Annotated in this window: 10 protein-coding genes and 1 pseudogene; 5 read left to right on the top strand and 6 right to left on the bottom strand. The window is 63.5% G+C overall.

The window, feature by feature from the left end; all coding sequences use genetic code 11:
- The first annotated feature begins 58 nt into the window (after nucleotides 1-58).
- The 5 genes from EP867_RS08775 to EP867_RS08755 all read left to right on the top strand — a co-directional run bounded on the left by EP867_RS08775 (nucleotide 59) and on the right by EP867_RS08755 (nucleotide 8,581).
- Complete coding sequence (locus EP867_RS08775) at nucleotides 59-1,657, top strand: ABC transporter substrate-binding protein (RefSeq protein WP_128488245.1); 1,599 nt, start codon at nucleotides 59-61, stop codon at nucleotides 1,655-1,657.
- 73 nt (nucleotides 1,658-1,730) lie between these two features.
- Nucleotides 1,731-2,708 (top strand): ABC transporter permease, encoded by a 978-nt coding sequence (locus EP867_RS08770; RefSeq protein WP_174722311.1) that lies wholly within the window; start codon nucleotides 1,731-1,733, stop codon nucleotides 2,706-2,708.
- Complete coding sequence (locus EP867_RS08765; protein WP_128488241.1) at nucleotides 2,705-4,429, top strand: ABC transporter permease subunit; 1,725 nt, start codon at nucleotides 2,705-2,707, stop codon at nucleotides 4,427-4,429. Before EP867_RS08770 ends, EP867_RS08765 begins: the two co-directional genes overlap by 4 nt.
- Before the next feature lie 5 nt (nucleotides 4,430-4,434).
- On the top strand, nucleotides 4,435-6,720 hold the full coding sequence (locus tag EP867_RS08760) for a dipeptide ABC transporter ATP-binding protein (RefSeq protein ID WP_128488239.1): 2,286 nt from the start codon (nucleotides 4,435-4,437) through the stop codon (nucleotides 6,718-6,720).
- 58 nt (nucleotides 6,721-6,778) lie between these two features.
- A complete protein-coding gene (locus tag EP867_RS08755) occupies nucleotides 6,779-8,581 on the top strand; it encodes a gamma-glutamyltransferase family protein (protein WP_128488237.1) in 1,803 nt (600 codons plus the stop codon).
- Nucleotides 8,582-8,696: 115 nt separating this feature from the next.
- Here the strand turns inward: EP867_RS08755 and EP867_RS08750 are convergent, their stop codons facing one another.
- The 6 genes and pseudogenes from EP867_RS08750 to EP867_RS08730 all read right to left on the bottom strand — a co-directional run bounded on the left by EP867_RS08750 (nucleotide 8,697) and on the right by EP867_RS08730 (nucleotide 13,477).
- The gene (locus tag EP867_RS08750; protein WP_128488235.1) at nucleotides 8,697-9,530 is read right to left on the bottom strand and encodes a type II secretion system F family protein; all 834 of its coding nucleotides are present in this window, start codon (nucleotides 9,528-9,530) and stop codon (nucleotides 8,697-8,699) included.
- 13 nt (nucleotides 9,531-9,543) lie between these two features.
- Nucleotides 9,544-10,494, bottom strand: coding sequence for a type II secretion system F family protein (locus EP867_RS08745; RefSeq protein ID WP_164888814.1), 951 nt, complete (start codon nucleotides 10,492-10,494; stop codon nucleotides 9,544-9,546).
- Nucleotides 10,491-11,889: pseudogene (locus EP867_RS08740) on the bottom strand (CpaF family protein). Before EP867_RS08740 ends, EP867_RS08745 begins: the two are co-directional and overlap by 4 nt.
- Nucleotides 11,889-12,668 (bottom strand): AAA family ATPase, encoded by a 780-nt coding sequence (locus EP867_RS08735; RefSeq protein ID WP_164888813.1) that lies wholly within the window; start codon nucleotides 12,666-12,668, stop codon nucleotides 11,889-11,891. The pseudogene EP867_RS08740 and the gene EP867_RS08735 overlap by 1 nt, the downstream one beginning before the upstream one ends.
- Before the next feature lie 27 nt (nucleotides 12,669-12,695).
- Entirely contained in the window at nucleotides 12,696-12,854 is a 159-nt protein-coding gene (locus EP867_RS19805) for a hypothetical protein (protein ID WP_164888812.1), read from the bottom strand.
- On the bottom strand, nucleotides 12,848-13,477 hold the full coding sequence (locus tag EP867_RS08730; protein ID WP_128488229.1) for a hypothetical protein: 630 nt from the start codon (nucleotides 13,475-13,477) through the stop codon (nucleotides 12,848-12,850). Before EP867_RS08730 ends, EP867_RS19805 begins: the two co-directional genes overlap by 7 nt.
- Nucleotides 13,478-13,883: the final 406 nt, after the last annotated feature.

Raw genomic sequence — 13,883 nt, 5'->3', positions numbered from 1 at the left:
GAATTTGCCCGGTTCGGTCCGGGATTATTCGGTCTGACCGTGATTGAGGGAGACACCAATGTTCCGCACCGCAACCATCAGCCGGATTGCGCTTTGCGCAGCGCTCGGCCTGCCGCTGGGCGCTCAGGCTCAGACGGCTCTGCCGCCGATTGAGATTCTGACCACCACCGAGGCCTATGACCCGATCCGCTATGAGGGGGCCTATATCATCGCAGAGGCCTGGAAGAGCCTTGGCCTCGATGTCACCGTTTCGCCGACCGAATTTTCGACGCTGCTAAACAAATTCTATGACCAGCAGGACTTCTCGGTTGTCGTCTCGGGCTGGTCGGGCCGTGTGGACCGTCTGGATCCGCAGTTCTACCTCGGCACCCTTGCAACTGAGAACGCCAAGCCGGGCGCCAACAACCCGGGCGGCTATTCTAACCCCGAATATGACGAGCTTTTCGCCGCCCAGGCGCGCGAGTTCGACCCGGCGAAACGCCAGGAAATGGTCCATAAGCTGCAGGAAATCGCAGCGCCGGATGCGCCGCTGGTGATCCTGTTCCACCGCGACGAGGTTGTGGCCTATAACAAGACCACGTTTGAGGGCATGGAAGCCATGGCCGGCGAAGCGCTTTATTCGGAATGGGTTCCGATGGAAGCGAAGCCGCTGACCGAGCGGAAAACCCTGCGTTACGGCGGCCCGCAGTCGCCCGACAATATCAACCCCATGCTGGCCAATACCGTCTGGGCGTGGAAGTGGATGCGTCTTTACTATGACCGCCTGGTGCGTCTGACGCCGGATGTCGAAGTGAAGAACTGGATGGCCGAAAGCGTCACGGCGGTAGATGACAAAACCATTGAAGTGAAGCTGCGCGAGGGGCTGAAATTCCACGACGGCATGCCGGTCACCTCGGCGGATGTGAAATTCTCCTACGACTATCTGGTCAACTCGGACTACGGCTATTTCAACAGCTACCTGGCGGTGCTGGATAACGTGGAAATCGTCGACGATCTGACCGTGCGTTTCAATCTGAAGGCGCCTTCGGCCCCCTTTGCCTCGATCACGCTGTCGCAGATCTCGATCCTGCCCAAGCACATCTGGGAAAAGATTGAAAAGCCGATGGAGCTTGCGCCGGCCGATATCCCCACCGTGGGCTCGGGTCCGTTCAAGTTTAACCAATACACCCCCGGCGAATTCATGAAACTCGACAAGTTCGAGGATCACTTCCACGCCGATCAGATCGCGGTGGACGGCGTTGAATTCCAGATCTTTGCTGACAGCGAAGGCGTCTTTACCGGCATCCAGACCGGTCAGATCGACGTCACCGCCTGGCGGATGGAAGCAGGTCAGATCCCGCTGGCTGAGCAGAACGACAAGCTTGCGGTCGTCTCGGTGCCGGATTTCGGCTATTACCACATGACCTATAACCTGCGGAAACCCTTCTTTGACGACACCGCTTTCCGCCGCGCACTGACCCGCGCCGTGGACCGCGAGCGGATCGTGAACGTGCTGCTTGATGGTCGTGGCGAAGTGGGCTCGGGCGTGATCGCACCGGTCAACACCTTCTGGCACAACGCCTTTACCGAGCGCTTTGATTTCGACATCGAAGCCGCAAAAGAAGAGCTGAAGGCCGCCGGTTACAGCTGGTCGGCAGAGGGCAAGCTGCAGAAGTAAGCCGCTTTTGACAAAACTCACCCCGTCACGGTCCCCAGGGCCGCGGCGGGGTCCTTTACTTTAGGGATCTCTGATGCGCAGCCGCGGCTATCTGATCCGTCGTTTTCTGCAGGCCCTGCTGGCCCTGTTTATCATCGCGACGTTACTTTTTTTCCTGTTCCGGTTAGGCCTGCCTGATCCGACAACCGCTCTGGTCTCTGAGGGCCTGAGCCCCGAGCAGCGCGCTGAAGTGCGTGCGCAGTTCGGCCTCGATCAGCCGCTCTGGCAGCAATATCTGATCTTCCTGCAAAACGCCGTTACCGGCGATTTTGGCACCTCTTTCCATTATCGCGCCCCGGTGGCCGATATCGTCTGGGAGCGCCTTGGCAATACCATGGTGCTGATGCTGACCGCGATCATCGCGGCTTATGGCATCGGCATGCCGCTGGGGGCATGGCTTTCCTGGCGGCGCGGCTCCAATGCGGACAGCCTTGGGGTTTTCCTCGGGCTGATGTTCCGTTCGGCGCCGATGTTCTGGACCGGGATGATTGCGATCCTTGTCTTCGGGGTCTGGCTCGAATGGCTGCCGACCTCGGGGATGCGGACGCTGCCCTATGAGGCTTCGGGCTTCTGGGACAAGATCCTGACGCTGGATTTCCTGCATCACCTGATCCTTCCCGCCTCGATTGTGGCGCTCTTTTATCTCGGCTCGCCGCTTCTCATCATGCGCAACACCATGCTCGAAGTTTATGGCGAGGATTTCATTGAGATGGCCCGCGCCAAGGGTCTGACCGAGCGGCGCGTGCTTTACAAACACGCGGCCCGCAACGCGCTTTTGCCGGTGGTGACCCAGCTTGCGGTGACCATTGGTCTGGCCGCCGGTGGCCAGGTGGTGGTCGAGGTGGTCTTTTCATGGCCGGGTCTGGGACGTGAGATCCTGAACGCGGTGCGCACCTCTGACTTCCCGCTGGCCCAGGCCTGCTTCCTGATCATGGCCTGTTTCGTGATCTTCCTGAACCTCGCGGTCGATATCCTTTATTCGGCCCTGGACCCGAGGGTGCGACTGAAATGAGCTCATCCGTATTCAAAGAGGCCTTTGCGCCTTTGCGCCTGATGGTGCAGGACCGCCTGGCGCTGACCGGGCTTATTGTGCTGGGGCTGATCTTCTGCCTTGCGATCTTTGCGCCGCTGATCGCGCCGCAGGATCCTTTTGCGATCAATGAAGATGAGGACGGCTCGGTGCTGATGCGCAGCGGGTCGGGCTGGGTGCTGCAACCCTCGCTGGGGGATGTGGCGCTGAACGACACTGCGAGCCGCGGCGGCGAAGATCTGATCGCGGGCCGCGAAGGCAGCCTCTGGCAGCGGGTATCCGGGACCTGGGTCCGGCTGGGCACCGGCACCGAAAGCGATCTCTTCGGGGTGGATTTCAGCCCGCGTGGTGCCGCGCTTGCAGTCGGCGATGCCGGCACGGTGCTGCTGCGCGCGGATGAGGGCGGGGCCTTTGAGGCGCTGCCCGCCCCGGTGGGCACGGTGCTGCGCTCGGTCGCCTTTCTCGATGAGGCCCGCGCGGTGATCGTGGGCGACGGCGAGGTGATCCTGGCCTTTGATCTCGCGACCCGCGCCTTTACCCCGGTCGCCTCTCCGGTCAACCGCGGCATGTCTTTGCGCGGGGTTGAGCGTGACATCGACGGCTCTGCGCTGATCGTCGGCGAGCGCGGTCTGGCACTGCGCTATGATCCGGTGACGGGTCAGGCTGAGGCGGTGCGCCTTGGCTCAAGCCGCGATCTGAACGATCTGCATATTTCACCCGCCGGTCAGGCCCTCGCCATCGGCGAGCGCGGCACGCTTCTGCGCCGCGACGGTCCTGACGCCCGCTGGGTCACCGACAAAGCCCCCGACAGCCGCGCGCTGATGTCGGGCTGGATCGGCGATGACGGTCAGGGCTATGCGGTGGGCCGCAACGGCATCATCATGGAACGCGCGCCGGGAGCGCAGTGGGAGCTTGCCCCCAGTGAATCTGAGCGTCACCTGCGGGCGCTTCTGGTCAGCGGATCGGATGCTCTGGCGCTTGGCTCGGATAAATTCGTGATCCGCTTCTCGCCGCCTTCGGAAAAGCACTGGTTCGGCACCGATCACCTGGGCCGTGATCTCTTCAGCCGCAGCATTCACGGCTCGCAGATCGCGCTGCTGGTGGGCTTCCTCGGGGCTTTCCTGGTGATGCTGATCGGCACGAATATCGGTCTGATTTCAGGCTATTACGGCGGGCGCACCGATACGATCCTGATGCGCACGGTGGATGTGATGTATGGCATCCCCTTTGAGCCCTTCGCGCTGATCCTGGTGCTTTTGTTCAAGCCAAGCCTTGCGATCGTGATCCTGGCGGTCTCGCTGCTGACATGGCGCACCACGGCGCGTCTTATCCGGGCGCAGGTTCTGTCGCTGCGCGAGCGGCCTTTTGTGAAGGCGGCGCGGGTGGCGGGGGCGTCAGATGCACGGATTATGTATCTGCATATCCTGCCCAACGTCATGCCGCTGGTGTTTCTGGAACTGGCGATCACGGTGGGTGTGTCGATCATTGCTGAGGCGACGCTTTCGTTCCTGGGGCTCGGGCCGCCGCAATCGGTCAGCTGGGGCGGTATCCTGCATGATGCGCGACTTTCCGGTGCCTGGCGCACTGCCTGGTGGTGGAACCTGCCGCCTGGTTTCCTGATCATGCTGACGGTTCTGTCGGTCTTCTTCATCTCACGGTCCCTTGAGGTCGTTGCCAACCCGCGGCTGAGGGCACGGAAATGACGGATATGACGCAAAAACCGCTTCTGGATGTGCAGGATCTGGCCATCCATTACGACACCGCCAAAGGTCCGGTGAAAGCTGTGGACGGGGTGGATTTCTTCATCCGCCCCGGGGAGGCGCTCGGGCTGGTGGGGGAATCGGGTTGCGGTAAAACCACCGCCGCCAAGGCCATGCTGAAGCTTTTGCCGCCCAACGGGCGCATTGCGCGGGGCCGCATTGATGTTGAGGGGCGCGATCTCGTGCCCCTGACGGGTGAGGACATGCGCCGCACCCGCTGGAAAGACATCGCCTGGATCAGCCAGGCCGCGATGAATGCGCTCGATCCGGTCTATCGGGTCGGCGATCAGATCGTCGAAGCCATGCAGGCCCATATTGAGATCAGCCGCGAGGATGCCCTGGCCCATGCGGCCGATCTCTTCCGGGCGGTCGGCATCGACCCTTCGCGGTTGCAGGCCTATCCGCATGAGATGTCGGGCGGCATGAAGCAGCGCGCGGTGATCGCCATGGCGATGGCGCTCGATCCGAAGCTCGTGATCGCCGATGAGCCGACGACCGCGCTTGACGTGGTGACCCAGGCGCAGATCCTGGCGCGTCTGGCGAAACTGCGCCGTGAGCGGGGGATGTCTCTGCTCTTCATCACCCATGACATCTCGGTGGTGGTGCAGACCTGCGACCGCGTGGCGGTGATGTATGGCGGCAAAATCATGGAAACCGGGCCGGTGCGCGAGGTCTTTGGCGCGCCCTTCCACCCCTATACCATGGGTCTGACCAATGCCTTCCCGACCCTCGAAGGCGCGCAGAAAGAGCTGATCTCGATCCCCGGCTCGCCGCCGGATCTGCTGAACCCGCCGCCGGGCTGCCGCTTCGCAGAGCGCTGCCCCTTTGCGACGGATCTTTGCCGCAGCGAAGCGCCGCCTCTGGCGAAGACCGGGGCGGACCGCTCTGCCGCCTGCCACTACCCGCAAAAGGTGGCGGAGTTCCGCGAGATCGCCTCGCGCAATGAAACCTGGGCAGAGGTCGGCCGCCGGATCGGGGCTGAGGTTGAGGGGCGTCTGGTTCCCGCTGAGGCTCCGGCGACCGGGGAAGTGCTGCGGGTTGAAAACCTGAAGCGCTATTTCGACGTGCCGGGCGGGCTGATGGAACAGCCGCGCAAGGTTCATGCCGCAGATGACATCAGCCTGACGCTGCAGGCGGGGGAAATCCTCGGTCTTGCCGGGGAATCCGGCTCCGGCAAAACCACCACCGGTGAGGTGCTGGTGAAACTGCAGGATCCGACGTCGGGTCAGATTTTCTCCGAAGGAGAGGATATCGCCGGACTGAAGGGCCGCGCGCTGAAAGCCTTCCGCCGCCGCGCGCAGATGGTCTTCCAGGACCCCTATCAGACGCTGAACCCGCGCTTCACCATCGAGCGGATCGTCGGCGAGCCGCTGGTGATCCACGGGCTGGCCAAAGGCGATGCCCGGCGGGCGCGGGTGGTTCAGGCGCTGGAACGCGCGGGGCTGAAACCGGCGCAGACCTATCTTGAGCGTTTCCCGCATGAGCTTTCCGGCGGTCAGCGCCAGCGGGTGGCGATTGCGCGGGCCATCGTGCTTGAGCCGCGGTTCATCGTGGCCGATGAGCCGGTCTCGATGCTCGATGTGTCGATCCGGGCGGGTGTGCTGAACCTGATGCGGCGCTTCCGCGACGATCTGGGGATCAGCTTTGTCTATGTCAGCCACGATCTGCCGACGATCCGCTATGTCGCGGACCGCACGGCGATCATGTATCTGGGGCAGGTGGTTGAGATCGGGCCGACCGAAACGGTCATCCGCGAACGCCGCCACCCCTATACACAGCTGCTGATTGACGCCTCGCCCGAGCCGGATACGGAAACGGTCAAACCGCCGCTGGAGGCGGCAGGTGAGATCCCTTCGGCGATCGATGTGCCCAATGGCTGTCGTTTCCACACCCGCTGCCCGCTGGCGACGCCGCATTGCGGCTGGGAAGGCCGCGATGTTCTGAGCGCGCTGTCGGATGTGGTGATCGCCGATAAGGCGCGCGGCGAGGCACAGGCCGCGCTTCTGGGCGAGGTGCGCCGCGAGGGGCTGGATCTGGTGATCCGTCCCAAAGGGGATAAGGCAGCGGCCCGTCAGGCGCTGAGCGAGGCGATGACTGCGCGTCACCCCAGCCTCGCAGAGGCCGCGCAGATCGGGGAGGAGGCCGGCGGTCTGCGCCTGCGCTTTGCCCCGGTTGAGCCGCCGAAACTGCGCGATCTCGGGGGCGGCCATGCTGCTGCCTGCGTCTTGATCTGACCCCGTCCCGGCCCCGGTTATGGGGCCGGGGCTTTTCTTTTCTGCCAGGACTTCAGATATGCACGGCCCCTTTACCACCCGTCCCGAACTTCGTGGCCGCCAGGGCGCGGTCAGCTCCACCCACTGGCTGGCCACAGCCGCGGGGCTGCGCATCCTTGACCGGGGCGGCAATGCCTTTGATGCGGCCGTGGCTACTGGCTTTGTGCTGCAGGTGGTCGAGCCGCATCTGAACGGCCCGGGCGGGGAATTTCCGGCGATTTTTCATCACGCCGACAGCGGTGAGACCCGGGTGATCTGCGCCCAGGGCGTGGCCCCGGCGGCGGCGGATATTGCAGGCTTCCGCGCCATGGGGGTCACTTCGATCCCCGGCAACGGGCTTTTGCCGGTGGTGGTTCCGGGGGCCTTTGACGGCTGGATGCTGATGCTGCGCGATTATGGCAGTCTGACGCTGCGCGAGGTGCTGACCCCGGCGATCACCTATGCCGCAGAGGGCCATCCGGTACTGCCGCGCGTCTCGCGCACCATTGGTGATCTGGCCGGGTTCTTTAAAGAGCACTGGCCCACGTCTTATGCCACCTGGGTGCCGGGGGGCGAGGTGCCTGCGCCCTGGTCCTATTTCAAAAACCCCGATCTCGCCGCCACCTGGACCCGGCTGATCGCGCAGGCTGAGGCGGCATCAGAGACCCGTGAGGGTCAGATTGAGGCCGCACGCGACATCTTCTATCGCGGCTTCGTCGCCGAAAAGATCGCGGCCTTTCTGGCCGAGGGCCCGGTCATGGACGAAAGCGGCGCGGCCCATCCGGGGGTTTTGCAGGCCAGCGATCTGGCGGCGTGGCGGGCCTCCTATGAAGAGCCGCAGAGCCTTGAGTATGAAGGCTGGACGGTGTGCAAAACCGGACCCTGGGGCCAGGGCCCGGCCTTTCTTCAGGCGCTGCAGATCCTGAAAGGGCGCGATCTCAGCGCGATGGATCCGCTGGGAGCCGGGTTTGTGCATCTGGTGACTGAGGCGCTGAAACTGGTGCAGGCTGACCGTGACGCTTATTACGGCGATCCGGCCTTTGCCGAAGTGCCGATGACGGCGCTTTTGTCTGAAAGCTATGCCGCGCAGCGCCTTGGTCAGATTTCTGAGACCGCGAGCTTTGATTTCCGCCCCGGAAGCTTGCCGGGCTTTGAAGAACAGCTGGCCATCTGCGGTGAGGTGCTGCGCGATCTTCTGGGCAAAGGCGCGGTCTATGAGCCGACCATGGCGCATCTGGCTGAGAGTGAAGCGAAGGGCAGGGGCGACACCTGCCATCTCGATGTGATTGACCGCTTTGGCAATGTGGTCTCGGTCACGCCCTCAGGCGGCTGGTTCCAGAGTTCGCCTGTGATCCCGGGGCTGGGATTTGCCCTCTCGACCCGGGCGCAGATGTTCTGGCTGACCGAGGGGCTGCCCTCGTCTCTGGCACCGGGGCGGCGGCCGCGCACGACGCTGACGCCCAGCCTTGCGATCCACCGGGACGGCCGGCGGTTCTCTTTTGGCACGCCGGGCGGCGATCAGCAGGATCAGTGGCAACTGCCCTTCTTTTTGCGCGTGGCCCATCACGGTATGGGGTTGCAGCAGGCTTTGGATGCGCCGCTTTTTCACAATATGCACGCCCCCTCCAGCTTTGCGCCCCGCACGTCTCAGCCCGGCCGGCTGGTGATTGAAGAGACCTTCGGCGCGGCAGAAATTGAGGCTTTGCGCGCGCGCGGACATGACGTGGAAGTGGTCGCACCGCATAGCCTTGGCCGGTTGACCGCCGCCCTGCGCGAGCCGGACGGCAGCCTGCGCGCTGCGGCCACCCCGGCTTCTGTCCAGGCCTATGCGATGGTCTTCTGAGACTGCGCGAAAACAGTGCAGCTCCGCGGGGTGATCACCTCACCCCGCGGAGCTGCGAAGGGTGTCGCAGGAGCCTGCGCGGTGAGGGGGGCCGGATTACCAGCCCCGCCTGCCCTCAGAAGACATTAACAAGACGCAACAGCGAGGGGGCGAGCAGCACGATCAGCAAAGGCGGCACCGTGAAGATCATCGAGCCGAGCGTCATTTTGGTCGGCAGCACGTTGGCGCGCGCCTCTGTATTGCGCAGGTGCTGATCGCGCAGATCGGCGGAAAAGACCCGCAGGGTCTGCGCCACGGGGGTGCCCATGCGCGCCGATTGGTTCAGGATGGTGGCGAACTGGCGCAGATCGCTGCTGTCGGTGACTTCGGCAAGCTCTTCAAAGGCCTCGCCGCGATCTGCGCCGGCGGCCAGCGAGTCGGTCAGTTCCCGAAACGCGCGGGCGAGATCGGGATGCATGGGCACAAGCTCCTCCGTCACCCGCATCAGTGCGGCATCGATGGACTGCCCGGCCTCGACACAGACCTGCAGAAAATCGAACGCATCGGGGACTGCATTGCGGATCCGCGTCTGATAGGCCGCGCGGCGCTGATCCACCAGGAAAACCGGCAGAAACATCCCCATCAGGCCGAGACCGGCTGACAACATAAGCGCCAGCAGCTCTTCATTTGCGCGACCTGCAAGGGCCATCCGGGCGATCACCTGGCCCAGACCCGCGAAAATCAGCAGCGACAGAATTTTGACGAGGGTGAAGACATGGCGCGCGCCCGCAAAGCGAAAGCCCGCCTGTTCCAGCTGGCGGGTGACCTCTCCGACCGGATGGACGCGCACCGCAGAGACCGCATCGCTTTGCGCCGGGGCAAAGCGATCGGCCCGCCAGGCCAGAAAGAAACAGGCTGCCGCCATTAAAAAGAGGGCGGGGATCAGAGGGACGGCTGCGTCAAGCGACATCGGGGCCTCCTTGTCATTTCAGATTGGACAGCCAGCGCATGAAGAGCACGTTGACCACCAGAAGGCTCAGCACGACCACCGCGATGGGGATCAGGTAATCACTCTCGAGCAGAGTGTCGAAATAGCCCGGGCTCATCAGCGAGATCATCAGAACGGCGAAGATCGGGAAGGCCGACAGGAACCGGCCCGACCAGCGCGCCTCTGCGGTGATGGCGACGACCTTGCGCCGCAGGGCGCGCCGCTCCCGGGCGATTTTGGCCAGCTGCTCCAGCACTTCGGCGAGGTTGCCGCCGGTGACCATCTGAATACTGACCGCGGCGGCGAAGAACCGCAGATCGGCGCTCTGGCAGCGGTCAGCCAACTCATAAAGCGCCGAGGGCAGATCCTGGCCGAACTGCACCTTCTCATTGGTCACATCAAGCTCTTCCCGCAGCGGCCCGATCAGCTCGCTTCCGGCATGCAGAAGCGCCGTGGTGACCGGAACGCCGACGCGCAGCGCACGCACCGTCAACTCCAGAAGCTCGGTGACGCTGTCGCTGATCTGCGTCAGACGCTGCTGTGCTTTGTGGCGCAGAAAGGCGACCACGCCCCCCACGCTGACGCCCAGAGCAATCAGCAGGCTGACGATCGGCGGCAGCGACAGACGCAGGCTCAACAGAAGGAAAATCACCGATGAGGCGGCCAGAATGATCCCGATCAGCCGGCCGGATTTCAGCCCGGCTCCCGCGCTGAGCCCCAGGGCCGAGAGCAGCCAGCCAAAGATTTTCAGGCGCGGGCCGTCGTCGCGTTTGCGCAGTTCGGGCAGCTCTTCCTGCTGACCTGAGGTGGCCCCGCCGGCTTCGAGGCGGCGCAGATAGGTCTGGCGCCGCATGTGCATCTCAAACCGCAATGGCTCAAGCGCAGCGGCGAGAAAGCACAAAAGTCCGAGCAGCAGCAGAAAAGAAATCAGGGCAGGCGCGATCATTTTTTGCGCGGCCCGAAGAGATCCGGCGGCAGGCGCACACCCCATCTCTGAAAGCGGTCCGCGTAATGCGAGCGCACGCCGGTGGCGGCAAATTCGCCCTCGACTTTGTTGTCAGGCCCGATGCCGGTGTGATCGAAGTAGAAGACTTCCTGCATCGAGACGGTGTCACCTTCGCTTCCGGTCACTTCTGAGATCGAGGTGACTTTGCGGCTGCCGTCCTTGAAGGCGGTTAACCTGGATCACGATGTTGATCGCGCTGGCGATCTGACGGCGGCTGGCCGCAAGCGGGATCTCAACGCCGCTCATGGCGATAAGATTTTCAATCCGGCTGCAGGCGTCGCGCGCCGAGTTGGCGTGAATGGTGGTCATCGAGCCGTCGTGACCGGTGTTCATGGCCTGCAGCATATCGAGCACTTCATCGCCGCGGGTCTCGCCCACGATGATGCGGTCCGGGCGCATCCGCAGCGCGTTGCGGATGCAGTCGCGCTGCGTGACCGCACCGCGGCCTTCAAAGTTGGCCGGGCGGGCTTCCATGCGGCCGACGTGGATCTGCTGAAGCTGCAGCTCTGCGACGTCTTCGATGGTGATGATCCGCTCGCGCTTGCCGATATAGGCCGAGATCGCGTTCAGAAGTGTGGTTTTCCCCGAGCCTGTGCCGCCGGAGATCACGATGTTCAGCCGGCAGGCCACCACCGCGCGCAGATATTCCGCCATCTGCGGGCTCATGGCGTTGTAGTTGACCAGATCGTTCAGGCTGAGTTTGTCGCGGCGGAATTTGCGGATCGAGACAAGGGTGCCGTCCAGGGCAATCGGAGAGATCACCGCGTTCAGACGTGATCCGTCCGGCAGTCGCGCATCGACATAGGGATTTGATTCATCCAGCCGCCGCCCGATCATATTGACGATCTTCTGCAGGATGCGCCGCAGATGCGCTTCGCTCTGGAAGTGGACATTGATCAACTCCAGCAGACCGCCCTGTTCGACGAAGATATTGTCCGGGCCGTTGATCAGAATATCCGCAATGCTGTCGTCGGCGAGGAGGGCCTCCAGCGGACCCAGCCCCATGACCTCGTTGTAGAGATCCGTGACCAGCGTGTCGCGCTCTTCACGGCTCAGGGTGACGGCCTGGCCGGGCAGAAGCTCATCGAGAACCACGCCGATTTCGACGAGAACCTCATCCCTGCTGACCTTGCTCAGCGCCGAGAGGTTGAGGGTTTCGAGCAGGCGGTGGTGCGTTTCATCGCGCAGCGCCGCGATGCGCCGCCGCCGCTGCATGGCGGTGTCATTGTCGTCAACGATAGGGGCCTGTGAGGCAACAATGGTGCTGAGGCCCGGCTCAGGCTCGGGTCTTGGATTGACCTCACGCCCCTGTAATTCGCGAAATTTGTCAAACATCACGCAGACTTCCCTGAGGGGGCCGGACGGGCTGCGCCGCCCGGGTTCGTGAAGGTCAGCAGGCTGATCTCCCGCAAAATGGTTTCGGCAAGCGGGTTTTGCGGCTGGAAACGCGGCAGGCTCTGCCCGGCGGCGAGGGCGGCGGTCACACCCGGTCCCCCCTCTGGTAAGAGTTTGGGGGCTTTTCGGGCCAGCGGGCGGGTGAAGGCCTGATACTCTTCCTGCCAGGAGGAGGAGCGGCGGCCTGCCACCCGATTGAGCAGAATGTGGCAATGCGCGCTTTGCAAAAGATCACGCCCCGCCAGATCGCTCAGCCGGCGAAGCCCCGCCGCCGAGCGCACATCCAGAGTGCCGTTCAGCGCCAGATAATCCGCACGCTTCCAGATTTCCGCGCTCCAGTCCGTCACCGCGAGGGGCAGATCAATCACCAGAACGTCCGAATTGGCCCGCGCCAGAGAGATCAGATGGCGCAGATGGGTCGGGTTGACCGCATCCAGCGGCAGCACCTCTGCCGGCGCGGTAAAGACGCTGAGGTTGTCGCTGCTTTTTTGCAGGCAGGCGCGGAAGCCGTCATGATCAAGCGAGCCGAGCCGCGCATAGGCATCGACGATTTTCAGCGTCTCGGGCAGGTTGAGGTGAAGTCCCACACCGCCGAACTGCAGGTTGAGGTCCAGAAGCAGCACCCGCAGCCCCGTATTGGCCGTTGCAATCGCGCTGGCATAGTTGACCGTAAGCGTCGTCGTGCCCGATCCCCCCGCAAGCGGCTGGAAGGCCAGCATGGAGATCAGACGCCCCCCGGCACGGCTTTACGCCTCCAGAACCGGTGCGCCGCCAAGGCGGGAGGCAAAGCGGTCAAGCAGCCGGCTGACCGGTCCCGTGGCTTTCATCGCGGGCGGGGCCTGATCGGGCAGGCTTTTCGGCGCAGGCTCTGGCGCGGGGCGCCTGGTCTTCAGCAGGCTCAGCATGGAACGTCGACACTCACGCGCTGGCCGCCGCGCACGATCGATGCCTGGCAGGTCGGGCGTTGCGATTTTGAGGCAGGCGCAGCTGCGCCGCTATCGGCTTCGGGCGCGAAATATCCGCCAAGCGGGACCGAGGTGAAGAGCGAGCCGCCGGCCGGGGCAACGCCCTCGCGGTACGCCAGGGGCAGATCGCGCAGCTCAACCGATGAGACCTGAACCATGCCCTGATCGAGACTGCGCGGACCTGCGGAGAGGGTCAGATCAAAGTCACCGTCACGTCCGGCATGCAGCGCGCGGGCGCTGTCTTCGGGCGACAGGCTCAGCAGCAGGCTACCCTGCGCATCAGCGCCGCTTTCGCGCGGGGGAAGGGCCACAACCATCGCGGCGCTGCTCAGCAGGCGCGTCTGGCCGTCGGTCCGGCTGGTCCAGAAGATATCCACGCTGCGCTCGGCACCGATATAGGGGGCCATCTGCGCGTAGTTGCGAAACTGCAGGCTGGTCAGTTGGTGACCGTCCAGACGGCGCAGGGCAACGGCCTGCTGGTCCGTGTCTGACGCTTCTTTAACGGCGAGATCCGCGCCTGAGAGCAGTTCTCCGGCGCGAAGTTCGCGGGTGGTGACAAGCACGGTCCCTTCCGACAGGTCCGGCAGGCTGCGCATCATCGCGGCCGAAATGTAAGTCTTTGGCAGCTTATGAAATTCAAAATCCTCAGGCTGCAGGGTGCTGCCCGCAACCTTGCCAGACTTAAGGATAGGTACCTCAATTGTATCGCCCCAGAGAGCAACAGCCTCCCGCGCTTCTCTGACTTCTTTGCGGGCCGCGTTCAGATAGGCAAGCTTATTCCGGCCGCGGAAAATGCCAATATCGTACCCGCCAGCGCAAGCAGGCCAATCTTCAGTCGCATGGCGAGAACCTGATGATTAAATAGAAATTATTCCGATGCCGGAGTCCCGGCATCGGAGGAATTCTCTAGCAACTGTATTTCTCACGCCGTTGCGGCGGTCCATTTCTGCCGGCTCTTGCACAGGGTGT

The organism is Falsigemmobacter intermedius, assembly GCF_004054105.1.
Classification (GTDB): domain Bacteria; phylum Pseudomonadota; class Alphaproteobacteria; order Rhodobacterales; family Rhodobacteraceae; genus Wagnerdoeblera; species Wagnerdoeblera intermedia.
Note: the sequence above shows the minus strand (reverse complement) of the source record. Positions and strands in the feature narration are given on the sequence as shown.